This is a genomic window from Bradyrhizobium jicamae, assembly GCF_018130695.1.
GTDB classification, from domain to species: Bacteria; Pseudomonadota; Alphaproteobacteria; order Rhizobiales; family Xanthobacteraceae; genus Bradyrhizobium; species Bradyrhizobium jicamae_B.
Map to the genome: position 1 here is coordinate 76,558 of NZ_JAFCJX010000008.1, position 25,442 is coordinate 101,999.

Here is a 25,442-nt window from a genome sequence, read left to right on the forward strand (position 1 = left end):
TTGGATCAGGTCGTCGGGCTGACCAGGAACTTGAAGCCGTATTTCTCGAGGATGGTCTTCGCCGCCGTCGAGCGCAGGAAGGCGAGATACTCCGTCGTCTCCGGCTTCGCCGTCGTCGTCGCTGCGACGGGATAAATGATCGCGGGATGCGATTCCGGCGGGAAGGTGCCGACGATCTTGACGCCTGGCTCGATCTTGGCGTCGGTCGAATAGACGATGCCGAGCGCGGCCTCACCGCGCGCCACCAGCGTCAGCGCGGCGCGCACGCTTTCCGCCATCGCAAACTTCGGCTCGGCCGCCTGCCATGCGCCGAGCTTCTCCAGCGCCGCCTTGGCGTATTTGCCGACCGGCACGGACTTGACGTCACCGGTTGCGATCTTGCCGTCGCCGGCGAGCTTGGCGAGATCGAAGCCGTTGGCGATCGTGACATTGTCGACCTTGGAGTCCTTCGGCGCGATCAGCACGATCGAATTGCCGAGCAGATTGACCCGCGTCGGCTCGTTGATGGTCTTCTGTTTGATCGCATAGTCCATCCAGTCGGTGTCCGCCGAAACGAACACGTCGGCCGGCGCGCCCTGCTCGATCTGCTTCGCCAGGGCCGAGCTGGCGGCGTAGCTGGCAGTGATCTTGACTCCGGTCTTGGCGGTGTACGCCGCGTCGATCTCGTCGAGCGCGTTCTTCATCGAGGCGGCGGCGAAAACGGTGAGCATCTTGTCCTCGGCGGCGGCAGGCGAATGCATCGCGCCCGCGAGGATGACGAAAGCGGTGAGAAGTCCGGCGATACGAGACATGGAAAGCGCTCCGTGCGGGCTCGCGCGCGGACAGGCGCGCGCAAGCCAGGCGTTGAATGGGTCAGGAATGCGACGGACGGAAGCGCTGTTCCGCTGCTCCCCGCAGGACTTACGGTCGTCGGGGAGATCGCGATTGCCGAACAATATCAGGCTGGTGGACGGGGTAAAGGCGGCTGTTTGTCTACTTCCTAGTCGGTCGGCAGGATCGCGATCGAGACCGCATTCTCCCTGGTGCCGCTGACCTGGAGCACGAACGGGCTCGCCGACAGCTCATATTTCATGGTCTTGCGGATCCCGTCACAATCGGTGGCGCCGCTGAACGCCTTGGGCTTGAGGAAATGGCCGTCCTGTACCAGATCGACCCAGCCGCCGGCCGACAGGCTGACAGTATAAAGGCCAGCCTTCGGCGCCGCCTTGAAGCTGGTGAAGCCGGCGAACGTGCCTTCCTTCGGCGCGCGCTCCGGCGGTGACGGCAGCTTGGCATCGCCGGGAGGCACCAGCGCCAGCGTGATGCCGGTCGAGGGCACACCGGCCTGCTCGCTGCCTGAGGCGAGCTTGGCGCGATCCGGCGCGGTGAGCGCGGCGCGTTCGCGGTCGATCGGCCATTTGAACTTGTCGCAGCCGCTCGGCTCTTCCGCCGCGAAGGCGGGCACGGTCCCGAGCAACAGCAGTACGGTGACGAGCGATGTGCGCATCTCAAGAGTCCTTCATAGGTGATCATCCCGCGCGTGAGCGCGGTCCACATCGACAAACGAGCGGGTGGAAGGATCAGGGACCCTGATCAGCAGGTTCGAACGCGCTTACGGCGCGGCGAAGTCCGAGGATAGCCCAGGTCGATGGCAGCGGAAAAGGCGGTTGACGCAGATGTTACGGCTTGGCGTCCGGCGCCTTCAGCACGGCTTTGCACTCGGCCGGCAGTTGCGCCAGCGTCATTGGCGGGCGTGGCTTCGGCGGAGTCGGTGGCGGTTTGGGATGCAGCACCGAATCCTTGAACCAGAAAGCGAGGTCGGCCGGCTTGCAGCCCTCGTCCTCGGATTGCGATTTCTGACCCTCGCAATGCGGGCTGCCGGCCGGACAGCGCATGCGGATGTGGAAGTGATAATCGTGGCCCCACCACGGCCTGATCTTGGACAGCCAGCTGCGATCGCCCTTGGCCTCGCGGCACAACGCCTTCTTGATCGCGGGATTGACGAAGATGCGCTGCACGGCCGGCTCCTGCGCGGCATCGCGCAGCACCAGCACATGACCCGGCGTGAACACTTTCGGATCGACGTCGAGTCGATCGTCGCGCACCATCATCACGGCCGAAGTTTCCTCGCGCTCCTCGCGCGAGTACATGCGGTTCGGCATCGGCGTCAGCCAGATATCCGCATCGAGCCCGATCTGATGGCTGGCATGGCCGCTCAATGCGGGCCCGCCGCGCGGCTGGCCGATGTCGCCGACGAGAATGCCGGGCCAGCCGGCATCCTTGTGCGCCTTGGCGGCGAGCCGCTTCAACAGCGCGATCATCTCGGGATGGCCCCAGTAGCGATTGCGTGACAGCCGCATGACCTGCCAGGTGTCGCCATTGAGCGGCATCTGCGCGGCGCCGGCGAGGCAGCCCTTGACGTAGGAGCCGATCGATTGCGTCGGCATCGCCGCCGGCAGCACCTTTCGTGCGAACAATTCCTTCGCGCCGAGCTTGGGATCGTTGGGATTGGCGAGCGGCGGCAGCGGTTTTGGATTGACCGAGCCCTTGTCCTGCGCGAGCGCCGAAGTGGCACTAGCGACGAGGACGGATAGCAGGAGGGGGATCAGAAGCAGGCGGGGCGTCATCGGATCACTCTGTCTGCGGAAAAATCTAGCATGAATCGGCCGATCGCGAGCCGCGCATCAATCGCAATTGCTTGATCGCCCACAGCCTGGATTAAGATTACCACCAGCCGGCGAGCGGCCGCGTCTTTACAAGAGGCGGTGTGAGGCGACATCATGGCGCCAATAAAATTTCAGGCAGGCGTAATTAATTATGTTTGGCGTATTTGGCGTACGGTCGGCATTTGCCGCCGCGATGTTGCTTTCCATTCTGGCTGTCTCGCGGGCCGAGGCAGGCGTCCTCGTTCACATCGACAAATCTTTGCAGCGCATGGCCGTCAGCGTCGATGGCGCGATGCGCTACAGCTGGCCGGTCTCGACCGGCCGCCGCGGCTACGGCACGCCGAACGGCGTCTTCCATCCGCAGATGATGGCGCGGCGCTGGTACTCGAAGAAGTATTACAACTCGCCGATGCCGCACTCGATCTTCTTCTATGGCGGCTTTGCCATCCACGGCACCAATGATCTCGCGCGCCTTGGCGGTCCGGCCTCGCATGGCTGCGTGCGTCTGCATCCGTCGCATGCCGCGGCGCTCTACGCACTGGTCGAGCGTCAGCGCGGCAGCACCCGGATCGAGATCACGAACTGAGCGTGGGCTCGAAATTTGTAGGGTGGGCAAAGCGTCAGCGTGCCCACCTTCACGAGCACGCCGCGAATGGTGGGCACGTCGCTTGCGCTCCTTTGCCCACCCTACGAATCTCTGCGCTACTTCGCCTTCCTTCTCCGATGATAGGTCAGCGCCAGCGCCACGCAGTGGCGCAGCGCGGGCTCCGGCAGCTTCTGCTTCGCGTCCAGCAGGATGGCGCGGTTGCCGCTGTAGCTGAGCTCCGGATAGAGCTCGCGAAACGTCTCGACCAGATTGGTCTGGCAGTGGAAATAGACCGCGCATTGATCCGCGGCCGGCTTGACCTGATCGATCCGGATGGTGCTGCCGCTGCCGGTCTCGGCGGTCAGATAGCTCGGCTGTCCCCATTTCAGGGTCTCTTCCAGCGCGCCGACGCCCGGGGTGGCCCTGGCGGTCGCGAAGATCAGCCGCCGCAGCGCCAGCAGCTTTGCTTTGATCGGGGCAGGGTAGGCATCGAACAGGGCTTCCCGATCGCCAATGCCCGGACGCGATTTGCGCACTCTGACGGTCGATGGATTTGCTGACTTGGCCACGGTCACCCCTTCCGTCCTTTGCCAGACCAGGATAGCCGGCGATCCGACGAAAGCCACTGACGCCTGCTGCCATGGTCGCAACTATCTGCTAATCTGGCCGTAGCTTGGCCTGCGTCAATCGAAGAGGCTTTGGCCGTGGCGAGTAAGGGCTTTCTGCTGATCGCCGACATCACCGGCTACACCATGTTCCTGACCAGCTCGGAGCTCGAGCATGCGCAGGGCGTGCTGGATGCGCTGTTCAAGAGCATCTTTGCCGAGATCAAGGCGCCGATCGTGCTGTCCAATCTGCAGGGCGATGCGGCGCTGGCCTATCTGCCCGATGTGAACCTGCCGCAGCCGCAATTCCCGCTCGACGCGATCGAACGGATCTATTGCAGCTTCGCCCACACGCTGGCGACGATGCGGCTCAACACCACCTGCACCTGCAATGCCTGCCGCAACATGGGGCAGCTCGATCTCAAATTCTTCCTGCATCACGGCATCTACGCCACGCAGACGCTGGCCGGACGCAGCGAGCTGCAAGGGCCGGAGGTGATCCGCCTGCATCGGCTGATGAAGAATTCCGTGACGAAGACCACCGGCATCAAGGCCTATGCGCTGGTCACCGAGCAGGCGGCGGATGCGATCGGGCTGCCGGACTTCTTTGCTGGCACCATCCGTCATGTCGAGCCGAGCGAGGAGTTCGGCGACACCGTCTGCTTCGTCTACGACCTCGCACCGGTGTTCGCGGCCTGGCGCGGCGCGCGGCGCATCGTGGTCGACGCGAGCGAGCCGCAGTCGCTGGAGATCGTCGAATGCGAGCTGCCGGTGCCGCCGGCGGTGGCCTGGACCTATGTCACCGATGTCGCACGCAAGGCACAATGGCAGCAGGGCATCGACACGATATCGATGACGGGGCTGTCACGCGGCCGGGTCGGACTTGGCTCCATCCAGCACTGCGCCCATGGCAAGGAGACGATCCTGCACGACATCGTCGACTGGCGGCCGTTCGATTACGTCACCTATCACATCCACACGCCGCTCGGCACGGTGGTGCGCGAGACCGCGGAGTTCACGCCGCTCGACAATGGCGGCACCCGCCTGACGCTGCGCTGCGCGCGGCCGGAGAGTGCCAAACCGGTGGCGCAGGCGATCGCGCGGATGATGATGCCGATGGTGCGAGGCAGACTGGAGCGTGAACGCCGCGCTTCGAAGGTGGCGCTGCTCAAGCTCGTGGCCGATGATCTTGCCGCGAGCCCGGCGGCGCTGTAGCTACGCCGCGCCGCGCAGGCCCGCGAGGAACGTATCGACGCTGTGCGACAGTGCGGAGGCCTGTTCGCCGAGCTGGCCGGAGGCGACCAGCACGTTGCCGGTCAGCTCGCGGGATTGACCGGCGGCGTGGCTGGCGCCGGCGACGTTGGTGGAGACCTCGCCGGTGCCGGCGGAGGCCTGCTGGACGCTGCGGGCGATCTCGCGCGTCGCCGAGCCCTGCTGTTCGACCGCAGCGGCAATCGCCGCCGCAATGCCTGATATCTCGCGGATGGTGCCGCTGATGTCGCCGATCGCGCTGACGCAATTGCCGGTGGCGGATTGAATCGCGGTGATCTGGCCGGCGATCTCCTCGGTCGCCCTGGCGGTCTGGCTGGCCAGCCCCTTCACTTCGGCGGCCACCACGGCAAAGCCGCGGCCGGCCTCGCCGGCGCGCGCCGCCTCGATGGTGGCGTTCAGCGCCAGCAAATTGGTCTGGCTTGCGATCGCGCTGATCAGGCGCAGCACCTCGCCGATCTTCTCGGCGGAGGCGGCAAGGCCGGTCACGATATCAGTGGTCTCCCTGGCCTTGACCACGGCATTGTCGGCGACCTGGCTGGAATGGGTGACCTGACGGCCGATCTCGGTGATCGAGGACGCGAGCTCCTCCGTCGCCGCGGCCACCGCGTTGACGCTGGCGGACGCTTCCTCGGATGCTGCCGCGGCGGCCGAGGTGCGCTCCGAGGTGCCATTGACGCTGGTCGTGATCTCGCCCGCGACGCGCTGCATGTCGCCGGTGGCGCGCGACACCGCGGCGACCACGCCCTTGACGTCGGCCTCGAAGCGATCGGCCATCTGCCGCTGCAGCGCCTGCTTCTCGACCTCGGCCTTGGCCTTGTCGGCCTCCTGCGCCTCGCGCAGCGAGGAAGTCTCGATCATGCTGAGGCGGAACACGTCGACCGCCTTGGCCATGGTGCCGAGCTCGTCGCGGCGATCGCTGCCGGGAATGGTGACGGAGGTGTCGCCGCTGGAGAGGCGGTTCATCACCGCGGTGATCGCCGCCAGCGGCCGCGACAGGCCGCGTCCGAGCAGGAAGGCGAGCAACACGGCGATCGCCAGGATAGCTGCGGTCGCGAGAACCAGATTGCGCGTCGCACTGGCGGAGGCCGCCTCGTACTCGGTGGTGTCCTTGATGATCTCGATCACGCCGACCGGCTGGCCCGCATAATTCCTGATCAGCCCGACATAGAGCGCGGCCGGGCGGCCGTTCAGCTCGGTGTCGCGGCGCAGGGCCTGGCCGCCGATCACGCCCTTCAACTCGTCGTCGTTGACCACAGCGGTGTCGCCATAGGTCGACGACAATTTCTTGAAGGCCTTGCCGTCGAACGAATGCACCGCGAGGTCGATGCCAAAGCGCTTCTTGGCGCGGTCGACGAATTCCTTGCCGAAGGCGGCGCCGACGTCGACATTGGCCACCGTCTTGCCGTCGCGCATGATCGGCGTCATGCCGAAGATCGACAACTGCTCGCGGCCGGGCTCGACGCCGACGATCGACTTTCCGGTCTTGATCGCTTCCACCACGGTGGAGCGGCGCGCGGACGCGTCATCGTCGAACACCTTTGGCGCATGCACGCGGTAAATGGCAATGGCCGGAGCCTTCCAGAAGGTGATCAGCGGAATGCCCTGCGCCTTCGTCGCCTCCATGGCGTCGCCGAGCAGCTTGCCGAGCGCGTCGCGGTCGCCCTTGCCGGCCGCATCGACCACCGGCGGCAGGGCCGCGATCACCGAAGAGACCGCCAGTGCCGCGCGGCCCTCATAGTCGATCGCCGCGGTCACGCTGTCATATTGCAGCTTCAGCTGCTGATCGAGCGCGAGCCGCGTCAATGCGCGCTGCTGGCTGATCGAGAAGCCGCCGAGGATGGCGCAGGCCACCGCGACGGTGAGGGAAATCGCCAGGATCAGGCGGGCGGCGATCGAAGGGGTCTTGAACATGGGGGAACCCGGGCATTCCAAAGATGAGGTTGTCCGGAAGCTCCCAGAAAATGCTTAACATTGCGCTGCATCATGGCCGTGCCTGAACGTCCGGTGCCTGCAACCGGGAGTCAGCGTGACATCGGCGGTCCCACCAGATTGCCGGACAGGATCGCCTTGCCCATGTCCTCGTAATGGCTGTCGCGGGCCTGGAGCTGCTGGTTGATCGCGTGCATGTCGCGCAGGCGGCGCTCGAAGCCATTGGCGCGGAACACCGCGGTGGCGCCGGCCATGTGATAGGCGGTGTCGACGATCTCGGTGGACTGATGGATGGTGGAGGTCGCGGCGAGCCGCAGCGCCACGCGATGGCCCTCCGTGAAGGGGCCGTGCGCGAGGTCGTCGAAGACTTCCGCCGCGGTGGCGAACAGATAGGCGCGGGCGCGGCGCAATTTCGCTTCGGTCAGCCCGATCAGTCCCTGCACGGCGCTGTTCTCTTTCATCGCCGAAAGACCCTGCGGCGTCTTCTTGCGCGACAGCTCGAGTGCGGCATCGAACTGCGCCCGCGCGACGCCGAGCGAGGTCGCGGCAAAGCCCATGCTGTAGATCGCATTGGTCGGGATCTTGTAGAGCGGGCCCTTCTCGCGCAGCGCCGAAGGCTCATCGCGAAGTGCGGCGAATTTTTCCGGGATGAAGAGATGGTCGACCGAATAGGAGTCGGTGCCGGTGCCGCGCAGCCCGATCACGTCCCAGACGTCGTACAATGTCGCGCTCGCGAGCGGGAACAGGATGGTGCGGATCTCGGGCGAGCCGTCCGCTTTCCTGCGCGGCGTGCCGTCGGCCTCGGTGATGCGCACATGGGCGCCGAGCCAGCTTGCCTGGCGGACACCCGAGGCAAACTCCCAGCGCGCATTCGCCCGGTAGCCGCCCGGCTCGGCACGGACGTCATGGTTGACCGCGCCCCAGGCCAGGATTCCCTGCCTGGTGTTGAAGATTTCGTCGGCCGCATCGTGATCGATATAGGCCGAAATGACGGCGCAGACGCTGCACTGGCCGAGGCACCACGCGGTCGACGCGTCGGCCTTGGCGATCTCCTCCTGCATCTGCATGAACGTGGCAAGCGGCACCTCGGCCCCGCCGAGGCTCTTTGGCAGCAGCGCGCGGTACAATCCGTTCTCGACCAGCGCGGAGACAACCGGTTCGGTGAGGCGCCGCGACCGCTCGATCGCATCGGCTTCCTGCCTGATCAAGGGCGCCAGCGCCCGCGCGCGTTCGACGAGGTCGATAGCGGTGGCCTTGTTCATGCGTATCCCCGTGCCCTTGTTGTTTGCTGCTTGGTTGAGCGGGCCGCGCGATGGTGGCTCATCCGGCCGGAGAGGGCAAGGTGGGATACCACGGTGGCAGAGCAGCCATCCGCTGTACGCACGCGACTAGAGCGGGATGAATTTTGGTTGAATCGGCGCGACCGCGGATTCGGATCACCTCTCCCCAGCGGGGAGAGGTCGATTTGCGCAGCAAATCGGGTGAGGGGGCGCTGCTCCAACGAGAAACCGTAACCCCTCACCCGGCGCTACGCCATAGCCGAAGCTTCGCTTCGGCGTTCTCTTAGAAGACGGCCGCCGAAGGCGGCCTATGCCTCTCCCAAGGGAGAGGTGAACTCCCGATGCGGCGTCAACTCAACCTAATCTCATTATGCTCTAGCCTCAGGCTGCAGCGCGGCCAAGATCCAGCGACGGCTGTCGTTTCGACGGGAAGCTCAGCGCGACCACGACGGCGGCGAGGCCGATGGCGAAGGAACCGGCGTGCAGCCATGTGTAGCCGTGGAAGTTGTCATAGACGAGCCCGCCGGCCCACGGCCCGAGCGCCATGCCGAGGCTGGCGAAGGCCGAGACCGCGCCGAACACCGTGCCCATGATCCTTGCGCCGAAGAACTCGCGCACCAGCACGGCATAGAGCGGCATCACCCCGCCATAGGCGAGGCCGAACACGACCGACAGCGCGTAGAACTCGCCGAGCTGCGCCACCGCGAGATACGTCGCGATGCACATGGCCTGAACGAAGAGCCCCCCGACCAGCACCGGCTTGGCGCCGAGACGATCGGCGAGCGTGCCGAGCAGCAATCGCCCGCCGAGCCCGGACATGCCGGCGACGCTGTAGACGGTAACAGCGGTGAGCGGGGCGATGCCGCAGACCATCGCATAGGACACCATGTGGAAGATCGGCCCGGAATGCGCGGCGCAGCAGGCGAAATGCGCGCCGGCGAGCGCGACGAATTGCGGCGTGCGCAGCGCCTGTGCCGCGGTCCATTGCGTCTCCGGCGCGGCGGTGGTGTTCGCATCGGCGGCGCTTTCGTGCTGCGGCGCAGGCCGGATCAGGAAGCAGGCGGGGATCAGCAGGGCCCATGCCGCGATCCCAATGACGACCATCGCGGTGCGCCAGTCATAGGCCGTGATGAGCCAGCTCGCGGTCGGCGCGATCGTCACCGGCGCCACGCCCATGCCCGCCGACACCAGCGCCACCGCGAGGCTGCGATGCTTGTCGATCCACGCGCTCGCCAGCGCCATCATCGGCGCATAGAAGCTGCCGGCGGCAATGCCGATCAGCACGCCGAAGCAGAGCAGGAATTGCCACAGGCTTTGCGCCTGACTTGCAGTCACCAATCCGAGGCCGAGCAACAGGCTGCCCGCGAGCACGACAATGCGGGTACCGAAGCGATCCGACAGCGCGCCCCAGAGGAATGCCGCAAACCCCATGAACAGGAAATCCAGCGTCGCCGCCGCCGACACACCCGCGCGCGACCAGCCCATCGCCTCCGAGATCGGCTGCAGGAATACCGCGAGCGACAGCATCGTGCCAAAACCGACACAGGTCATCAGCGCACCCGCGCCGACGATCACCCAGCCATAGTCGAACCGCGTGGCCTTGCTCATGCGTTTCCCCGGCGCTGTTGTTGTTTTGGTACGCGCGGGGGAGATGGTGGCCTATCCGCGGCCCATGGGCAATATGACGGGCAACATGCCTCTCATTCCAAGATCAGCTGAACGTGAGTTGCTTGCGCAAGATGTCGCAGCGACGCGCGTCTACCCGCACTGCCACGCGCGCCCGATCGGCGTCCAGGTCCAGCACGGGCCATAGCTGCCGCCATTGTAGCGGCCGCGGTAGAAGCCGGGCTGGCCGAAATAGTGCCAGTCTCCGCCATACCAATATTGCGGCGAATAATCCGGCACGCCGCGGGCTGCGCCGCGCGCGCCCAACACGGGCACGGTGTTGTTGGGCGGCTGGCGATAGCCGGGCAGGAAGCCGTAGCCGTGCCAGCGCGCGGAGCGCTGCTTGTGCGCCGGTGCGGCTGAGGTCACGGCGGGGAGCAGCGAGAGAATGACGATGATCGAGAGAGATGAGATGCGCGACATCAGCGCAACATAGTCGGCGCGTTGCTCGGTGGCGATTCAAATCGAGGTGCGAATTCGAGACAGTCGTTCCGAAGTGTTGCGGAACGGAAACCTGTGTCTCGGCTACACCCAGGGCAATCGCATATGGGATCCGAGTGATGTGGGCGCCGGCGATGGTCTCCCTCTCCCGCTTGCGGGGGAGGGCGGGGTGGGGGTGTCTCCGCACTGGGAATCCCTCTGTGGAAATACCCCCACCCGCCACGCATCTTGCGATGCGCGTCGGCCTCCCCCGCAAGCGGGAGAGGCGAACTGAGCAAGCCGACAGGCTCGCGCACTCATATGCGATTGCCCGCGGCTATGTCGCAGGCCTGCATCCCACGAACCGCGATGATGGCATTATGCACCTGATTTGCCCGACACGTCAAATAATATTCGCAAAATACGAAGTGCGGCGCTTGCGCCGCCGGCTACTGTGCATGGGGTTGTTTTCGAGATTTTGTTATCCGGCCTCCAAAAGTCAGGCCGGTCCGCCTCAGCTATCCACCTTCAGCGCGGCAATGAAAGCCTCCTGCGGGATGTCGACCTTGCCGAACTGCCGCATCTTCTTCTTGCCTTCCTTCTGCTTCTCCAGAAGCTTGCGTTTGCGCGTGATGTCGCCGCCGTAGCATTTTGCGGTGACGTCCTTGCGCAGCGCGCGGACGGTCTCGCGGGCGATCACCTTGCCGCCGATCGCCGCCTGGATCGGGATCTGGAACATGTGCGGCGGGATCAGCTCCTTCATCTTCTCGACCATGGCGCGGCCGCGACCTTCGGCGCGGGTGCGATGCACCAGCATCGACAGCGCGTCGACCGGCTCGTTGTTGACCAGGATCTGCATCTTGACGAGATCGGCCACCTTGTAGTCGGTGAGGTGATAGTCGAACGAGGCGTAGCCTTTCGAGACCGATTTCAAACGGTCGTAGAAATCGAACACGACCTCGTTGAGCGGCAGATCGTATTTCACCATCGCGCGCGAGCCGACATAGGTCAGCTCCTTCTGCGCGCCGCGGCGGTCCTGGCACAGTTTCAGCACGCTGCCGAGATATTCGTCGGGGGTGAGGATCGTCGCTTCGATCCACGGCTCCTCGATGTCGGCGATCTTCACCACGTCGGGCATGTCGACGGGATTGTGGATCGACAGCTCGGTACCGTCGGTCAGGTGCATCTTGTAGATCACGCTCGGCGCGGTCGCGATCAAATTGAGGTCGAACTCGCGCGACAGCCGCTCCTGGATGATCTCCAGATGCAACAGGCCGAGGAAGCCGCAGCGGAAGCCGAAGCCGAGCGCGGCCGAGGTTTCCATCTCGTAGGAGAAGCTGGCGTCGTTGAGGCGCAATTTGCCCATGGCCCCGCGCAGCGTCTCGAAGTCGTTGGCGTCGGCCGGGAACAGGCCGCAGAACACCACCGGGATCGCCGGCTTGAAGCCCGGCAGCATCTCGCTGATCGGCTTGCGGTCATCGGTGATGGTGTCGCCGACGCGGGTGTCGGCGACTTCCTTGATCGCCGCGGTGATGAAACCGATCTCGCCGGGGCCGAGCTCGTCGACCTGCTCCATCTTCGGCGTGAAGAAGCCGACGCGCTCGACGTCATAGGCCGCACCCGTGCCCATCATGCGGATGCGCTGGTTCTTCTTCATGGTGCCGTCGACGACACGAATCAGCACGACGACGCCGAGATAGACGTCGTACCAGCTGTCGACCAGCAGCGCCTTCAAGGTGGCGTCGCGATCGCCCTTCGGCGGCGGCAGGCGGGTGACGATGGCCTCCAGCACGTCGGGCACGCCGATGCCGGTCTTGGCCGAGATCATCACCGCGTCGGAGGCGTCGATGCCGATCACGTCCTCGATCTGCTGCTTGACCTTGTCGGGCTCGGCGGCGGGCAGGTCGACCTTGTTGAGGACCGGCACGATCTCGTGATTGTTGTCGAGCGCCTGGTAGACGTTGGCGAGCGTCTGCGCCTCGACGCCCTGGCTGGCGTCGACCACCAGCAGGGAACCCTCGCAGGCCGCCAGCGACCGCGACACCTCGTAGGCGAAGTCGACGTGGCCGGGCGTGTCCATCAGGTTGAAGATGTAATCCTTGCCGTCCTTGGCGCGGTAGTTCAGGCGCACGGTCTGCGCCTTGATGGTGATGCCGCGCTCGCGCTCGATATCCATGGAATCGAGCACCTGCTCCTTGCCCGCCATCTCGCGATCGGTCAGGCCGCCGGTCATCTGGATCAGGCGGTCGGCCAGGGTCGATTTGCCGTGGTCGATATGGGCAACGATGGAGAAGTTGCGGATGTTGGAAATCGGGGCAGTTGTCATGGGGCGCGGGATAGCATCCGGCCCCCCAAGCGGCAACCATATTGCAGCATTTTGCAGGGGGATCGCAGCGAATCAGTCAGGTTTTTCAACGGTCCCGGGCGATCGATTTCCGACCGGGCGTCTGCTAGTTCTGGAGGCAGCAAAGGGCTGACATGACGATGCGCTGGACCACACTCGTCGCGGGCTTGCTCGCGGTGCTCCTGATCTCGCCGGCGGCGGCCGAGAAGCGCGTGGCGCTGGTGGTCGGCAACTCCGCCTATCAGAACGTCTCGCGGCTCGCGAACCCCAGGAACGACGCGCAACTGGTCGCCGAGACGCTGCAGCGGCTGGGCTTTGCCGTGGTCGGCGGGCAGGCCCAGGTCGAACTGGACAAGGCGGGTTTCGACAGCGCCATCCAGCGCTTCGGCAGCCAGCTGATGGGTGCCGATGTCGCGCTGTTCTACTATGCCGGCCACGGCATCCAGGTCCGCGGAACCAACTATTTGGTGCCGATCTCGGCCAATCCGGTCCGAGAGGCCGATGTCGATTTCCAGATGGTCGATGTCTCGCTGGTGTTGCGCCAGATGGAGGGCGCGGGCACGCGGCTCAACATCGTGATCCTCGATGCCTGCCGGAATAACCCGTTCGGCGGCCGCGGGCTGCGTGCCGCCGATGGCGGCCTGGCCCAGATCCGCGCGCCGGAGGGCACGCTGCTGTCCTATGCGACCCAGCCGGGCAATGTCGCGCTGGATGGCGACGACGGACACAGCCCCTACACGCGCGCGCTGGTCGAGACGATGCAGAAGCCCGGCCTCGACGTGCTGCAGACCTTCAATCAGATCGGCCTGGTGGTGAAGCGCGCCACCGGCAGCGCCCAGCAGCCCTGGGTCTCGACCTCGCCGATCGACGGCTCGTTCTATTTCTCGGGCGGCACACCCGGGCAGGTCGCGACCGCCGATCCGCCGTCCACCGTGCTGCCGTCGCCGCCAGTGTTACCTCCGGCAGCGGCGCCGGTCGCGCGCACGCAGTCGGATTTCATCTTCCCGGACTCGGACAGTCGTCTGCTTTCCGAGGGTGATCTCGGCGCGCTCAGCAAGGACGATCTGCGCATCGCGCGAAACGAGATCTTTGCGCGCCGCGGGCGCTATTTCAACGCACCCGATCTGACTGCGCGTTTCAGCCGGTTTGCCTGGTACACGCCGCGCACCTGGGATCCGCAGCTCAACGCGGTCGAGAGCGCAAACGTCGCCCTGCTCGAGCGCTTCGAGTCCGGCGGCGGCACGGCATCGCTCGGATTCATCTTCCCGGATTCCGACCGCCGCATGCTCACGGCGGGCGATCTGCAACGGCTGTCAAAGGATGATCTTCGCATCGCACGCAACGAGATTTTTGCGCGGAGGGGACGCTATTTCGAATCCGCCGACCTCAAGGCGCATTTCGGACGCTTCTCCTGGTATGTGCCGAACACCTGGAATCCGAAGCTCAATGCGGTCGAGCAGGCCAATGTCGCGTTGATCGAGCGGGCCGGGACGCGCTGATGAAACCATGGTCGGCCTTTGCGGTCGCCGTCCTGGCGCTGCTGCCGGCGCAGGCGCACGCGCAGGGCAAGGCCGAGCTGCTCGACAGATTGGTTCGCGCCTATCCTGAGGCCTTGTCGGGCCATGACGACAAGACCATCACCTGGCGCGACGGCACCGTCATGCCGGTGGACGATGGCATCGCCGACAAGCCGTTCGATCAGTTGCTGCGCACCGCGTCCATTCTCGATCAGTTGCGGTTGCCTTATCCGGTCGGCGCGTCGGCGCCGCCCGCCGAGAATGCCGACCCCGGACGCTTCCGCAACGAAGCGTTCTTCAAGAAGATGTATGGCGACTGCACGACCGGCGAGGTGAAGCGCAATCTCGTCACGATCACCTGGCTGCCGCGTTCGTGGGGCAGGCCGGTGCAGGTGACGCGCGTCAACGGCATCGCGGAGCGCCTGAAGCAGGTTTCCGCGGAGATCGACGCGCTCGATCCGGCGCTGCGTGCCGCCGCATTCCCGATCGCGGGTGTGCTGTCGTGCCGTCCCGTCGCCGATACTGGTCGGATGAGCATGCACGGCTACGCCGCGGCGATCGATCTGAACCTGAAATTCTCCGATTACTGGCTGTGGGCGGGAAAGGCCAACACCATCCCCTACAAGAACCGGATGCCGCAGCAGATCGTCGACATCTTCGAGCGGCACGGATTCATCTGGGGCGGCAAATGGTATCACTACGACACCATGCATTTCGAATATCGTCCGGAACTGCTCGGCAAATGAGGCGCCTCTTCACGCCAAGCTGATTTCACGGAGACCAAAAACGCGCTACCCACGGGCCATGTCGACTGCATCCCTGCTGCCCACTGCGGCGCGCGCAAATCACCGGCTTTCCGTCCGCCGCCTGGCGGCCTGGCTGGCCTCGCGGGCCACTGATCCCAAGACCGGCCCATGGCTCGTGGTCGGCTTCGCGCTGGTCCACACCGTGCTGTGGACGCTGATCCTGGTCCGCCTCAAGGCCGCGCAAGACGTTCACATGGATGTCGCCGAGGCCTACGCCTGGGGCCAGCGCTTCCTGCTCGGCTATGGCAAGCATCCGCCGCTCTCGGGCTGGATCGCCGGGGTCTGGTTCAGGATCTTTCCGGTCACCAACTGGTCGACCTATGCGCTGGCCATGGCGACCGTCAGCTTCGCGATGGTGGCGACATGGTTCGCAGCCCTGCGCGTGGTCGACCGCCGCCGCGCCTTCCTCGCGCTGGTGATGCTCGCGCTCTACCCGATCTTCAATTTCAAGGGTTTCAAATACAACGCCGATCTGGTGCAACTGATCCCGTTGCCGCTTTTGGTGCTCGCCTATCTCAACGCGTTCGACAAGCGTAGCGTCAAATCCGGGCTGTGGCTCGGCTTTGCCGGTGCGCTGGCGCTGATGACCAAATACTGGGTGCTGACCTTCATCGGCGCCATCGGGCTTGCCGCGCTGATCCATCCGCAGCGTCTGCTGTTCCTGCGCTCGCCGGCGCCGTGGGTGGCGATCGGCACCATGGCCATCGCGATGGTGCCGCATCTGGTCTGGCTGGAGGAGGTCGATTTCCTGCCCTTCACCTATGCCGGCGACGTCTACGCGCTGTCGAGCCGGGCGGAGAATGTGCAGCTCGTGATCGGCTATATCGGCCACAATCTCGGCCTGCTCGCGGCACCGGTGTTGCTGGGATTGCTGGCGCTGGCGTGGGGATCGCTGACCCGCCGGCCAAAGGTCGCGCTGGCGCGGATCTGGTCGCGTGGGCCGAACACCGGCGTCAATGTTTCGCAGGCGCTGAATGTCTGGCTGATCCAGTTCATCGTCGCGATCGGCCCGCCGCTCGGCGCGCTGGCGTTCCTGGTCTACATCAAGACCGACTGGGGCATTCCGCTGTTCTTCCTGGTGCCGCTGGCGCTGGTCGCGATTCCCCAACTGCGGGTGACGCGGATGGCGCTGTTCCGCATCACCGCGATCTGGCTTTTGATATCGGTCGTGACGTTGTTCGCCGCGCCGTCGATCGCGACGCAGGAGATGGCGTCCAGGATCAGCAATGCCTCGACCTATGGCGCGCGCTCCGAGCTCGCGCGCGAGCTGACGGAGGCCTGGCACAACCGTTTCCATTCACGCTGGGCCGTGGTCGCCGCGCGGATGGATATCGACGCACCGATGACGTTCTACAGTCCCGATCATCCCGCCGCGATCTCGCCGGGCGAGGTGTGGTCGTCGGGACTGACCTCGCTCGATGAAGCCAAGCGGCTCGGCTTCATCGGCATCTGCGACACCACCGATCCGAATTTCCTGAAGCCCTGCGAGGCCTGGATGGCGGAGCACGCCAGGGACGCCGAGAAGCTCGTGATGACCACGCAGCGCTTCTTCGGCGGCCATCCCGGGCCGTCGATCGTGTGGAAGATATTCATCGTTCCACCCGCGAAATAAGCTCGCCGATACCGACGCGAATTTGGAGGACGCATGGATCTCGACCTCAGCGGCAAGACCGCGCTCGTCACCGGCTCGACGCGCGGCATCGGGCTTGCGGCGGCCAAGGGGCTCGCCGAAATGGGCGCCGAGGTGATCGTCAATGGACGCGTGGCTGCCGCTGTCGATGAAGCAATCGCGAAAATCCGGCACGCAAGACCATCCGCCAAAGTCCACGCTGCCGTGTTCGATCTCGGCAATGCCGCCGGCTGTGCCGCGCTGACAGCGCAATTCCCCGACGTCGACATCCTCGTCAACAATCTCGGCATCTACGAGCCGAAAGGATTCTTCGACATCGAGGACGCTGACTGGCTCAGAATGTTCGAGGTCAACGTCATGAGCGGCGTGCGGCTGACGCGGCATTATCTGAAGCGGATGCTGGACGAGAAGGATTGGGGCCGCGTCGTGTTCGTCTCCAGCGAGTCCGGCGTCTATATCCCGAAGGAGATGGTGCATTACGGCTTCTCGAAGTCGGCGCAGCTCGTGATCGCGCGCGGCGCGGCCGAGACCACCAAGGGCAGCAACGTCACGGTGAATTCGGTGATGCCGGGACCGACCTGGGTCGAGATGTCGCCGACGCGTCTCGCCGCACGCGCCAGCGCCACCGGCACCTCGGTCGACGATCTGGTCTCGCGCATGTTCACCGAGCGCCGTCCGGCCTCGCTGCTGCAGCGCTACGCCGCGCCGGAGGAGATCGCCAATCTGATCTGCTACGTCTGCTCAAAAGCCTCCAGCGCCACCAACGGCGCCGCGCTGCGCGTCGACGGCGGCATCGTGACGAATCCGTTTTGAGTTGGATCGGTAGGGTGGGCAAAGGAGCGAAGCGACGTGCCCACCATCACGAGCACGCCGGACATGGTGGGCACGGCGCAAGAGCGCCTTTGCCCACCCTACAAACAGCGACTGCTACACGCCTTCTTCGTTGAATTTATCCGCGACCAGCTGCGCGATCGCATCCAGCGCGGCTTCCGCTTCCTCGCCCCTGGCACTCACGGTGATGGTGGTGCCGGGGCCGGCGGCCAGCATCATCAGGCCCATGATCGAGGTGCCGCCGACGGTCTCGCCGCCGCGGGTCACGAAGATCTCGGCGTTGAAGCGCTCGACCATCTGGACGAATTTTGCCGAGGCCCGCGCATGCAGGCCGCGCTTGTTGACGATCAGGAGTTCGCGGGAGATTGCGCCGGCGGGCACGCCGGGGGCGGCTTCATTGCTCGCCGGAGTCTCGCCGCTCATTTGCCGGCGAGAACGCGGCTGGCGATGGTGACGTATTTGCGGCCGGCTTCCTGCGCCATCGCGATCGCGTCGGGCAGCGAGCGCTCCTCGCGCACCTTGGCGAGCTTGACCAGCATGGGCAGATTGATGCCCGCGAGCACTTCGACCTTCGGCCGGCTCATGCAGGAGATCGCCAGATTGGACGGCGTTCCACCGAACATGTCGGTGAGAATGGCGACCCCTTCGCCGGAATCGACACGGTTCACAGCTTCAATGATGTCGCTGCGACACAGATCGGAGTCGTCCTCGGCTCCGATCGTAATTGCTTCAATTTGTTTCTGCGGACCCATGACATGTTCAAGCGCCGCCTTGAACTCGTCGGCAAGGCGCCCATGGGTCACAAGCACTAGACCAATCATCGGAAACTCCTCGCGGGCGCTTTTGGTGCACCGCACGAACGCGCCACTTTGACCATCCAGAGGCCCCGCGCAAGAGGGCATCTTGGCTAGTCTCCCGGTTTCTGGCGGGACAAAGGGGAGGCTGCGCCGGTCAAATCGGCTGCAAGTGTGGGATGGATATGGTTACCAATTCCCTTCCCACAATCTCCCGCAAGATTACGGGACCATGAACTCTCGGTTGTCGTCAGCGCTGCGACAACCTGTAGCAGGGGTTGCTGCCCGGATGCGACGGGGATTCGCGGTAATATGACACCTTTCACCCGGGTCTTAAGTGCCGCGGGCGGCGGCAGGCGCTCCGCATCGGCCGCGGCCAAGTCCACGACCAGTCCGACCGGTGCCTCGGCGGCGAACGGCAGATGGCGGATTCCGAGGCCGCGGATCTCGATCAGGCCGGCCAATTCTGGCGCGGTGCGGACCCGCAATTGTTCGCCGGCTGTGTCGAGATGGACACGGTCATCGCCCACCAAAACGGCCGGCGGAAGCTGCCCGGCGCGGCCGGCGAGAATCAGTTCGAAGGCGAGGCGGGACTTGCCGGAGCCGGAGGGCCCGCGGATCAGGACGGCGCGGTCGCCGACCAGCACAGCGGAGGCGTGCACCGTTGCGCCGCCACTCGCATCGGTGTCGCTCATAGCAGCGCCGGCAGGCGCACCACGAAGCGCGCGCCGGTGACCGTGGGCTTGCCGTCCTCGTCGGCGGGACCGTGGCGATTCTCCGCCCAGATGCGCCCGCCATGGGCCTCGATGATCTGCTTGGAGATCGACAGGCCGAGGCCCGAGTTCTGGCCAAAGCCCTGATGCGGACGATCGGTGTAGAAGCGCTCGAAGATGCGCTCCAGCGCATCCTCGCCGATGCCGGGGCCGTCATCGTCGACCACGATCTCGATCTCGCTGCGCACGCGGCGGCAGACGATGCGCACCTTCTGGCCGGGCTTGGAGAACGACTGCGCGTTCGACAGCAGGTTCGAGATCACCTGGCCGAGCCGTGAATCATGGCCGGGCACCGAGAGCGTATCGGTCGAACTGCGGCCCTCGAAACGCGCTTCGACGGCGACGTCGTGGCCAAGCCGCGTTTCGTTGGCGACGCCGACGAGCGTCGTCAGCAGCCGGCGCAGGTCGACCGGCGCCATGTCGTTGCGCTGCAATTCGGCATCGAGCCGGCTGGCGTCGGAAATGTCCGAGATCAGGCGGTCGAGCCGCTTCACGTCGTGCTCGATGACGGCGAGCAGCCGCTGACGGCTGTTCTCGTTGCGCGCCAGCGGCAGGGTCTCGACGGCGGAGCGCAGCGAGGTCAGCGGGTTCTTCAGCTCATGGGCAACGTCGGCGGCGAACATCTCGATCGCCTCGATGCGGCTGTACAGCGCATTCGTCATGTCGCGCAGCGCGCCGGAGAGATGGCCGATCTCGTCGCGGCGGCGGCTGAAATCGGGAATCTCGACGCGGGTCTGGATGCGGCGGCGGACCCGCTCGGCGCCGTCGGCAAGCCGCCGCACGGGGCCTGCGATCGTGCTCGCCAGCAAGAGCGACAGCATGATCATGACCGCGGAGGCGACGCCGCCGATCTTCAGGATCGCCAGGCGCTCCGAGGTCACCATCTGGTCGATGTCGTCGCCCTGCGTGGTCAGCATCAGCGCGCCGCGCACGGCGCGGAAATGCTGCACGGGGACCGCGACCGAGACGACCACCGCGCCGCGCTCGGTGACGCGCACCATGCTGCTCTTCATGCCCTCAAGCGATTGCCCGACCTCCGCATAACCCTTGCCGCCTTCGGGGCCGAGCTCGCGATAAACAGGCAGGTCGCCGCGGTTGAACCAGGTCTTGATCGCGGTCTTGGTCTTTTCGAAGAACGACGGCTTCTCGCTCGGCGGCGGCAGCTCGAAGCGCAGCACGTCGCCGCGGGCGAACAGATTGCGGCTGTCCAGGATCAGCCCGCCGTCGCGGTCGAAGATGCGGGCGCGGGTTTTGGTCGGCGCAATCAGCCGGCGCAGCACCGGCGCGACGCGCTCCGGATTGATCGGGAAGTCCGCGGAATCGTCGGGCGCGCCATAGCTCTCGCCGAGCTTGAGATCGTTGAAGTTGTTGGCATCGAAGGTGATGGTGTTGCCTTCGACGGTGGCGGAGGCCGCGATCGCTTCCGAGATGATCTCGGCATAGACCAGCAGGCTCTGCGTGCGCGCCTCGATCAGGCCGGCGCGGAACTGGGAGAGATAGAGGATGCTTGCGACCAGCGCCACCAGGCCGGCGAGGTTGAGCGAGACGATGCGGCGCGTCAGGCTGGAGAATGACAGCGCGAAGAAGAACTGGCCGGCGCGGCGCAGCCAGCCGAGCGGCCGGCGCCAGCCTTTGTCTTTCGCCTTGTCGTCAGCCACGAGGTCCTGATCGACGGACGATGGCACGTCCTCGTTGCTCAGGCCCTGCTCAAGCTGTGGTCGATCAAGCACAGGCAAAACTGCCGGTTTGAGTGTGGTCCCGCGAAGCAAATCATCGCCCGCGCCAGTCTAAACGACTGGCGCGGGCTTGGTGAGTTAACGAGCCGTCTGCAATATGCAGATCAGGCTTCCTTGAAACGATAGCCGACGCCGTACAGCGTCTCGATCATCTCGAAATCGTCGTCGACGACCTTGAACTTCTTGCGCAGCCGCTTGATGTGGCTGTCGATGGTGCGGTCGTCGACATAGACCTGGTCGTCATAGGCCGCGTCCATCAGCGCGTTGCGGCTCTTCACCACGCCCGGGCGAGTGGCCAGCGCCTGCAGGATCAGGAATTCCGTCACCGTCAGCGTCACCGGCTCGTTCTTCCAGGTGCAGGTGTGGCGCTCCGGATCCATGCGCAGCAGGCCGCGGTCGAGTGCGCGGGCATCCGGTTCCTTCGGAGCCGCGGTCGGATCCTTCGGCTGGCCGCGGCGGAGCACGGCCTTGACGCGCTCGACCAGCAGGCGCTGCGAGAACGGCTTGCGGATGAAATCGTCGGCGCCCATCTTGAGGCCGAACAATTCGTCGATCTCCTCATCCTTGGAGGTGAGGAAGATCACCGGCAGATCGGACTTCTGGCGCAGCCGGCGCAGCGTCTCCATGCCGTCCATGCGCGGCATCTTGATGTCGAGGATCGCAAGGTCCGGCGGCGATGTGCGAAAACCGTCCAGCGCCGACGCTCCGTCCGTGTAGGTCATGATCCGATAGCCTTCGGCTTCGAGCGCGATCGAGACGGAAGTGAGAATGTTGCGGTCGTCGTCGACCAAGGCGATTGTGGGCATGAGCTGCTTTCACAATGAGAGTGGCTTAGACGGCGGGCTCCCCAGCGACGCGCCGTATCAATGGGCTTTGAACGCGGTCAACGAGCAATGCAAGCTGGGCTGAAGTGTGACCGAGTTCCGCGAAACGCTCGCGGCCAAGTACGTGCACCCCATATAGCACCCTGAAATCCTGAGAAAACCCCCTTTTTTCAGCAAAGATGGCCGGATAAACCATGGAACCGACTGCAGATTTTAACCCTTCCAGGCTGGCTCGCTCGCTGCTTCGGCGCAGCCGGCAGGGCGCGCTGGCCACATTGATGGCAGACCACGGCGATCCCTATTGCTCCCTGGTCAATCTGGCCAGCCATCCGGATGCCTCGCCGATCCTGCTGATCTCGCGGCTGGCGCTGCATACCAAGAATATCCTGGCCGACAGCCGGGTCTCCCTGATGCTGGACGAGCGGGTCGCGGGCGATCCGCTGGAGGGGGCCCGGATCATGCTGGCCGGGCGGGCCGAGGAGGCTGACGAAACCGAGGTCGACTTGCTCCGCCGGCGCTACCTCGCCGCCCATCCATCCGCAGAAGCCTTTGTAGAATTTAAGGATTTTTCGTTCTTCCGGATCCGCCCCGCCGGCGCCCATCTGGTCGCCGGCTTCGGCCGGATCGTCGACCTGAAGCCGGAGCAGTTTTTGACCGAAATCAGCGATGCGGGCGGCTTGCTGGAGGCCGAGCCGGGCGCCGTGGCGCACATGAACGAGGACCATCGCGAGGCCATGAACCTCTATGCGACGCGGCTGCTCGGGGCCGAGAGCGCCAATTGGGCCTGCACCGGCTGCGACCCCGACGGCATGGACATGCAAGCCGACGGCCGGACCCTGCGGCTCGATTTCCCGGAGCGGGTCACTGATGGCACCGGGCTCCGCAAGATGCTGGTGCGGCTCGCCGGCGAGGCCCGCGCCAAGGGCTGAGCATCGCGCTGAATTGAACGGCCGCTGCCGCTTCCGCGACCCATGGCGGTGTGGAGGCGAGACGTTCATGAAATCCAGCAGTCGTTTGGTCGTTACGTTCTGGCTTGCGCTCGCCGCAACCACGAGCCTGACCGCGCCGTCGCGCGCGGGTGACGCCACCAGCGCCAGGATCAACGAGCTCAGCCGCGCGGGCAAGATCGCCGAAGCCATTCCGCTCGCGAAAGCGCAGCTCGACAGCCTTGAAAGGAAGTTCGGACCCAACAATCGCGACGTTGCGGCGGCGCTGAACAATCTGGCGCAGCTCTATGGCAGCCAGGGCCGCGACGCCGAGGCCGAGCCGATGCTGAAGCGCGCGCTCGCGATCCTCGACAAGACGTCGGGTCTGGACTCCGTCGACGCCGCGCCGATGCTGAACAATCTCGCCGCGCTCTATCAGCGCCAGGAGCGTTTTGCCGATGCCGAGCCGCTCTTCAAGCGCGCCCTTTCGATCCGCGAGAAGTCGCTGCCGGCAGGTCATCCCGATCTCGGGCAATCCCTGAACAATCTGGCGACGCTCTACGAGAAGCAGGGCAATCACGACCAGTCTGAGCCGCTGTTCAAGCGGGCGCTCGCGATCTACGAGAAGGTCGGCGGCCCCGAACATCCCGCGGTCGCAACCTTGCTCAACAATATCGGTCAGGTCGACAAGGTGCAGGGCCGCTACGCCGAGGCCGAGCCCCTGATCAAGCGCTCGCTGGCGATCCGTGAAAAGGTGCTCGGCCGCGACCATGCCGACGTCGCGCGCTCGCTCAACAATCTCGCCGATCTCTATGAACGGCAGGGCCGCCTAGAGGACGCCGAGCCGTTGTATCAGCGCGCGGTCACGATCCGGCAAAGCGCGCTCGGCCCCGATCATCCCGATCTTGCGATCTCCTCGAACAATCTTGCCTCGCTCTACCAGAGCGAAGGCCGCACCGCGGATGCGCTGCCGATCGTCGAAGGCACGATCGCGAACGGCCGCGCGCAGCTGCGCGTCGCGCTGCCGGTGCTGTATGCGAGCAAGCCACAATTGCTGCCGGCGGAGAAGGCGCTCGATGACGCCCTCAACGTGGTCCAGCGCGGCACGCAGTCGTCCGCGGCGTCCGCCGTGAACAAGCTCGCGGTGCGGCTCGCCGCCGGCACCGATCGTCTTGCACAGCTGGTGCGTCGCGACCAGGACCTCGCGTCCGAGACCGAGATGCTCGACAAATCGCTGCTCGCAGCCGTGTCAAAGGACAGGACCAGGCGCGATCCCGCGGCCGAGCAGCGCAGCCGCCAGCGTCTGTCTGCAATCGCCACCGAGCGCGCCGGCCTGCAGAAGACGTTTGCCGGCGAATTCCCCGACTATGCCGCGCTGTCGAATCCGTTGCCGATGACGGCGAAGGAAATCCAGGCGCTGCTGTCCGATAATGAGGCGATGGTGCTGTTCTCGGTCAACGAGAAGGACACGTACGTTTTTGCGATCACCCGCGAGGGCGTCGACTGGAAGCCAATTGCGCTCGGCGCCGAGGCGCTGTCGCAAAAGGTCGCCGCTTTCCGCCGTGGGCTCGACATCAACAAGGCGAACGACGGCGCCGGCAAGAACGGCCTGTTCGATCTCGCGCTCGCCAACGAGCTCTACACGACGCTGCTCGGCCCGGTCGACACGCTGGTCAAGGACAAACGCAGCCTGCTGGTGGCGCCGAGCGGCGCGCTGACTGCGTTGCCGTTCCATCTGCTGGTGACCGAAAAGCCGTCGGCCGCGATCCCCGAGACCTTCGCGGGCTATCGCGATGCCGCGTGGCTATTGAAGCGTCAGGCGATCTCGGTATTGCCGGCGGCATCGAGCCTGAAGGCATCGCGCCTGTTCGCGCGCAAGGAGGAGAGCACCAAGCCGATGACCGGCTTTGGTGATCCCCTGTTCAATCCATTGCAGGGCGGCGCCGGTGACAGCCGTACGACCAGGCAGGCCTCGCGCGCGCTGGTGACATCCGCCTACACCGACTTCTGGCAGGGCGCGGGTGTCGATCGCATGCGGCTGTCGTCGGCGCTGCCGCAGCTGCCCGATACCGCCGATGAGTTGAATGCGGTGGCCAAGGATCTCGGCGTGTCCGATTCGGACATCCATCTCGGCACGGACGCGAGCGAGACCACCGTGAAGCGCGCCAATCTCGCCGATTACAGCATCGTCTATTTCGCAACACACGGCCTCGTCGCCGGTGATGTGAAGGGCGTTGCGGAACCTTCGCTCGTCCTGAGCATTCCCAAACAGCCGACCGATTTCGACGACGGCCTGCTGACCTCGAGCGAGGTCGCGCAGCTCAAGCTCAACGCCGATTGGGTGGTGCTATCCGCGTGCAACACGATAGCGGGCGACAAGCCCGGTGCCGAAGCGCTGTCCGGGCTCGCCCGGTCGTTCTTCTATGCCGGCGCACGCGCGCTGCTGGTGTCGCACTGGTCGGTGGATTCGGAAGCCGCAACGCGGCTGACGACGGCAACCTTCGATCGCCTCAAGGCCGATCCGAAGCTTGGCCGCGCCGAAGCGCTGCGCCAGGCCATGCTGGCCTATCTCAACGACACCGCCTCGCCGCGCAACGCATACCCGGCATTCTGGGCACCGTTTGCCCTGATCGGCGAAGGGGCGGTGCGGTAATACGCAACGCTTGTGCATCGCACGCACCGCTTGGTAGCGCTATCAAGCGACTAAAGGCCGCGCAGTGCCCAGAAAACCAGCAAAAACGAAAGCAAGGCGAAAGCACGCGGCGCGTTCGGCATTTGACGCGGATCAACGCCGCGCCATCGAATAAACCAAAACTGCGCGGACTGGCTTGGCAAGGACGGCGTTCCTCACTATTAGGT

Annotated in this window: 22 protein-coding genes; 8 read left to right on the forward strand and 14 right to left on the reverse strand. The window is 65.2% G+C overall.

Annotated elements, in window-relative coordinates:
* Window positions 1-5: 5 nt before the first annotated feature.
* The 3 genes from modA to mepA all read right to left on the reverse strand — a co-directional run bounded on the left by modA (window position 6) and on the right by mepA (window position 2,606).
* Window positions 6-791: a molybdate ABC transporter substrate-binding protein gene (gene modA / locus JQ604_RS13230; RefSeq protein WP_212357846.1), complete on the reverse strand. Its 786-nt coding sequence runs from the start codon at window positions 789-791 to the stop codon at window positions 6-8.
* 188 nt (window positions 792-979) lie between these two features.
* The gene (locus tag JQ604_RS13235; protein WP_212357847.1) at window positions 980-1,486 is read right to left on the reverse strand and encodes a hypothetical protein; all 507 of its coding nucleotides are present in this window, start codon (window positions 1,484-1,486) and stop codon (window positions 980-982) included.
* Window positions 1,487-1,658: 172 nt separating this feature from the next.
* Window positions 1,659-2,606, reverse strand: coding sequence for a penicillin-insensitive murein endopeptidase (gene mepA / locus JQ604_RS13240; RefSeq protein WP_212357848.1), 948 nt, complete (start codon window positions 2,604-2,606; stop codon window positions 1,659-1,661).
* Window positions 2,607-2,838: 232 nt separating this feature from the next.
* Here mepA and JQ604_RS13245 point away from each other — a divergent pair, with 232 nt between their 5' ends.
* Window positions 2,839-3,231 (forward strand): L,D-transpeptidase, encoded by a 393-nt coding sequence (locus JQ604_RS13245; protein WP_283817986.1) that lies wholly within the window; start codon window positions 2,839-2,841, stop codon window positions 3,229-3,231.
* A 116-nt stretch (window positions 3,232-3,347) separates the two neighbouring features.
* On the opposite strand, the gene JQ604_RS13250 is transcribed toward JQ604_RS13245, so the two are convergent.
* Window positions 3,348-3,767 carry a DUF1801 domain-containing protein gene (locus tag JQ604_RS13250; RefSeq protein ID WP_212358022.1) on the reverse strand — a complete coding sequence of 140 codons (420 nt, stop codon included), beginning with the start codon at window positions 3,765-3,767 and terminating at the stop codon, window positions 3,348-3,350.
* A gap of 168 nt (window positions 3,768-3,935) precedes the next feature.
* Between JQ604_RS13250 and JQ604_RS13255 the strand changes: the two genes are divergently transcribed.
* Window positions 3,936-5,051 (forward strand): DUF2652 domain-containing protein, encoded by a 1,116-nt coding sequence (locus JQ604_RS13255; RefSeq protein ID WP_212357849.1) that lies wholly within the window; start codon window positions 3,936-3,938, stop codon window positions 5,049-5,051.
* On the opposite strand, the gene JQ604_RS13260 is transcribed toward JQ604_RS13255, so the two are convergent.
* The 5 genes from JQ604_RS13260 to lepA all read right to left on the reverse strand — a co-directional run bounded on the left by JQ604_RS13260 (window position 5,052) and on the right by lepA (window position 12,728).
* Window positions 5,052-7,019 carry a methyl-accepting chemotaxis protein gene (locus tag JQ604_RS13260; protein WP_212357850.1) on the reverse strand — a complete coding sequence of 656 codons (1,968 nt, stop codon included), beginning with the start codon at window positions 7,017-7,019 and terminating at the stop codon, window positions 5,052-5,054.
* Window positions 7,020-7,129: 110 nt separating this feature from the next.
* On the reverse strand, window positions 7,130-8,299 hold the full coding sequence (locus tag JQ604_RS13265; protein WP_212357851.1) for an acyl-CoA dehydrogenase family protein: 1,170 nt from the start codon (window positions 8,297-8,299) through the stop codon (window positions 7,130-7,132).
* A 399-nt stretch (window positions 8,300-8,698) separates the two neighbouring features.
* Window positions 8,699-9,925: an MFS transporter gene (locus tag JQ604_RS13270; RefSeq protein ID WP_212357852.1), complete on the reverse strand. Its 1,227-nt coding sequence runs from the start codon at window positions 9,923-9,925 to the stop codon at window positions 8,699-8,701.
* A 150-nt stretch (window positions 9,926-10,075) separates the two neighbouring features.
* On the reverse strand, window positions 10,076-10,405 hold the full coding sequence (locus JQ604_RS13275; RefSeq protein ID WP_212357853.1) for a hypothetical protein: 330 nt from the start codon (window positions 10,403-10,405) through the stop codon (window positions 10,076-10,078).
* Between the two features lie 511 nt (window positions 10,406-10,916).
* Complete coding sequence (lepA, locus tag JQ604_RS13280; RefSeq protein WP_212357854.1) at window positions 10,917-12,728, reverse strand: translation elongation factor 4; 1,812 nt, start codon at window positions 12,726-12,728, stop codon at window positions 10,917-10,919.
* Window positions 12,729-12,886: 158 nt separating this feature from the next.
* Between lepA and JQ604_RS13285 the strand changes: the two genes are divergently transcribed.
* From JQ604_RS13285 to JQ604_RS13300, 4 genes are read left to right on the forward strand one after another with little or no spacing between them, the layout of a single operon-like run.
* Window positions 12,887-14,245 carry a YARHG domain-containing protein gene (locus tag JQ604_RS13285; RefSeq protein ID WP_212358023.1) on the forward strand — a complete coding sequence of 453 codons (1,359 nt, stop codon included), beginning with the start codon at window positions 12,887-12,889 and terminating at the stop codon, window positions 14,243-14,245.
* Window positions 14,245-15,009, forward strand: coding sequence for a M15 family metallopeptidase (locus JQ604_RS13290; RefSeq protein WP_212357855.1), 765 nt, complete (start codon window positions 14,245-14,247; stop codon window positions 15,007-15,009). The genes JQ604_RS13285 and JQ604_RS13290 overlap by 1 nt, the downstream gene beginning before the upstream one ends.
* 58 nt (window positions 15,010-15,067) lie before the next feature.
* Entirely contained in the window at window positions 15,068-16,681 is a 1,614-nt protein-coding gene (locus JQ604_RS13295) for a glycosyltransferase family 39 protein (protein ID WP_212357856.1), read from the forward strand.
* A 33-nt stretch (window positions 16,682-16,714) separates the two neighbouring features.
* Entirely contained in the window at window positions 16,715-17,512 is a 798-nt protein-coding gene (locus JQ604_RS13300) for an SDR family NAD(P)-dependent oxidoreductase (RefSeq protein ID WP_212357857.1), read from the forward strand.
* 114 nt (window positions 17,513-17,626) lie between these two features.
* Here JQ604_RS13300 and JQ604_RS13305 read toward each other — a convergent pair whose 3' ends face one another.
* The 5 genes from JQ604_RS13305 to JQ604_RS13325 all read right to left on the reverse strand — a co-directional run bounded on the left by JQ604_RS13305 (window position 17,627) and on the right by JQ604_RS13325 (window position 21,639).
* Window positions 17,627-17,953 (reverse strand): HPr family phosphocarrier protein, encoded by a 327-nt coding sequence (locus JQ604_RS13305; RefSeq protein ID WP_212357858.1) that lies wholly within the window; start codon window positions 17,951-17,953, stop codon window positions 17,627-17,629.
* Window positions 17,950-18,351 carry a PTS sugar transporter subunit IIA gene (locus JQ604_RS13310; protein WP_212358024.1) on the reverse strand — a complete coding sequence of 134 codons (402 nt, stop codon included), beginning with the start codon at window positions 18,349-18,351 and terminating at the stop codon, window positions 17,950-17,952. The genes JQ604_RS13305 and JQ604_RS13310 overlap by 4 nt, the downstream gene beginning before the upstream one ends.
* Before the next feature lie 86 nt (window positions 18,352-18,437).
* Window positions 18,438-19,019: an HPr kinase/phosphorylase gene (locus JQ604_RS13315; protein ID WP_212357859.1), complete on the reverse strand. Its 582-nt coding sequence runs from the start codon at window positions 19,017-19,019 to the stop codon at window positions 18,438-18,440.
* The gene (locus JQ604_RS13320) at window positions 19,016-20,827 is read right to left on the reverse strand and encodes a sensor histidine kinase (RefSeq protein ID WP_349631096.1); all 1,812 of its coding nucleotides are present in this window, start codon (window positions 20,825-20,827) and stop codon (window positions 19,016-19,018) included. Before JQ604_RS13320 ends, JQ604_RS13315 begins: the two co-directional genes overlap by 4 nt.
* A 110-nt stretch (window positions 20,828-20,937) precedes the next feature.
* Window positions 20,938-21,639, reverse strand: a complete 702-nt coding sequence (locus JQ604_RS13325) for a response regulator transcription factor (RefSeq protein ID WP_016843287.1) — start codon at window positions 21,637-21,639, stop codon at window positions 20,938-20,940.
* Between the two features lie 212 nt (window positions 21,640-21,851).
* Between JQ604_RS13325 and JQ604_RS13330 the strand changes: the two genes are divergently transcribed.
* Together JQ604_RS13330 and JQ604_RS13335 are read left to right on the forward strand one after the other, a co-directional pair.
* Window positions 21,852-22,586: a HugZ family protein gene (locus JQ604_RS13330; RefSeq protein WP_212357860.1), complete on the forward strand. Its 735-nt coding sequence runs from the start codon at window positions 21,852-21,854 to the stop codon at window positions 22,584-22,586.
* Window positions 22,587-22,653: 67 nt separating this feature from the next.
* A complete protein-coding gene (locus tag JQ604_RS13335; protein WP_212357861.1) occupies window positions 22,654-25,236 on the forward strand; it encodes a CHAT domain-containing tetratricopeptide repeat protein in 2,583 nt (860 codons plus the stop codon).
* Window positions 25,237-25,442 lie beyond the last annotated feature (206 nt).

What these genes read in the sequence shown, in the direction of transcription:
- JQ604_RS13330 (WP_212357860.1), top strand. Translation starts at nt 21,852, where the DNA reads ATGGAACCGACTGCAGATTTTAACCCTTCCAGGCTGGCTCGCTCGCTG.
- JQ604_RS13300 (WP_212357857.1), top strand. Translation starts at nt 16,715, where the DNA reads ATGGATCTCGACCTCAGCGGCAAGACCGCGCTCGTCACCGGCTCGACG.
- JQ604_RS13295 (WP_212357856.1), top strand. Translation starts at nt 15,068, where the DNA reads ATGTCGACTGCATCCCTGCTGCCCACTGCGGCGCGCGCAAATCACCGG.
- mepA (WP_212357848.1), bottom strand. Translation starts at nt 2,606, where the DNA reads ATGACGCCCCGCCTGCTTCTGATCCCCCTCCTGCTATCCGTCCTCGTC.
- JQ604_RS13270 (WP_212357852.1), bottom strand. Translation starts at nt 9,925, where the DNA reads ATGAGCAAGGCCACGCGGTTCGACTATGGCTGGGTGATCGTCGGCGCG.
- JQ604_RS13290 (WP_212357855.1), top strand. Translation starts at nt 14,245, where the DNA reads ATGAAACCATGGTCGGCCTTTGCGGTCGCCGTCCTGGCGCTGCTGCCG.
- JQ604_RS13285 (WP_212358023.1), top strand. Translation starts at nt 12,887, where the DNA reads ATGCGCTGGACCACACTCGTCGCGGGCTTGCTCGCGGTGCTCCTGATC.
- JQ604_RS13265 (WP_212357851.1), bottom strand. Translation starts at nt 8,299, where the DNA reads ATGAACAAGGCCACCGCTATCGACCTCGTCGAACGCGCGCGGGCGCTG.
- JQ604_RS13305 (WP_212357858.1), bottom strand. Translation starts at nt 17,953, where the DNA reads ATGAGCGGCGAGACTCCGGCGAGCAATGAAGCCGCCCCCGGCGTGCCC.
- JQ604_RS13310 (WP_212358024.1), bottom strand. Translation starts at nt 18,351, where the DNA reads ATGATTGGTCTAGTGCTTGTGACCCATGGGCGCCTTGCCGACGAGTTC.
- JQ604_RS13245 (WP_283817986.1), top strand. Translation starts at nt 2,839, where the DNA reads ATGTTGCTTTCCATTCTGGCTGTCTCGCGGGCCGAGGCAGGCGTCCTC.
- JQ604_RS13335 (WP_212357861.1), top strand. Translation starts at nt 22,654, where the DNA reads ATGAAATCCAGCAGTCGTTTGGTCGTTACGTTCTGGCTTGCGCTCGCC.
- JQ604_RS13325 (WP_016843287.1), bottom strand. Translation starts at nt 21,639, where the DNA reads ATGCCCACAATCGCCTTGGTCGACGACGACCGCAACATTCTCACTTCC.
- modA (WP_212357846.1), bottom strand. Translation starts at nt 791, where the DNA reads ATGTCTCGTATCGCCGGACTTCTCACCGCTTTCGTCATCCTCGCGGGC.
- lepA (WP_212357854.1), bottom strand. Translation starts at nt 12,728, where the DNA reads ATGACAACTGCCCCGATTTCCAACATCCGCAACTTCTCCATCGTTGCC.
- JQ604_RS13275 (WP_212357853.1), bottom strand. Translation starts at nt 10,405, where the DNA reads ATGTCGCGCATCTCATCTCTCTCGATCATCGTCATTCTCTCGCTGCTC.
- JQ604_RS13235 (WP_212357847.1), bottom strand. Translation starts at nt 1,486, where the DNA reads ATGCGCACATCGCTCGTCACCGTACTGCTGTTGCTCGGGACCGTGCCC.
- JQ604_RS13260 (WP_212357850.1), bottom strand. Translation starts at nt 7,019, where the DNA reads ATGTTCAAGACCCCTTCGATCGCCGCCCGCCTGATCCTGGCGATTTCC.
- JQ604_RS13315 (WP_212357859.1), bottom strand. Translation starts at nt 19,019, where the DNA reads ATGAGCGACACCGATGCGAGTGGCGGCGCAACGGTGCACGCCTCCGCT.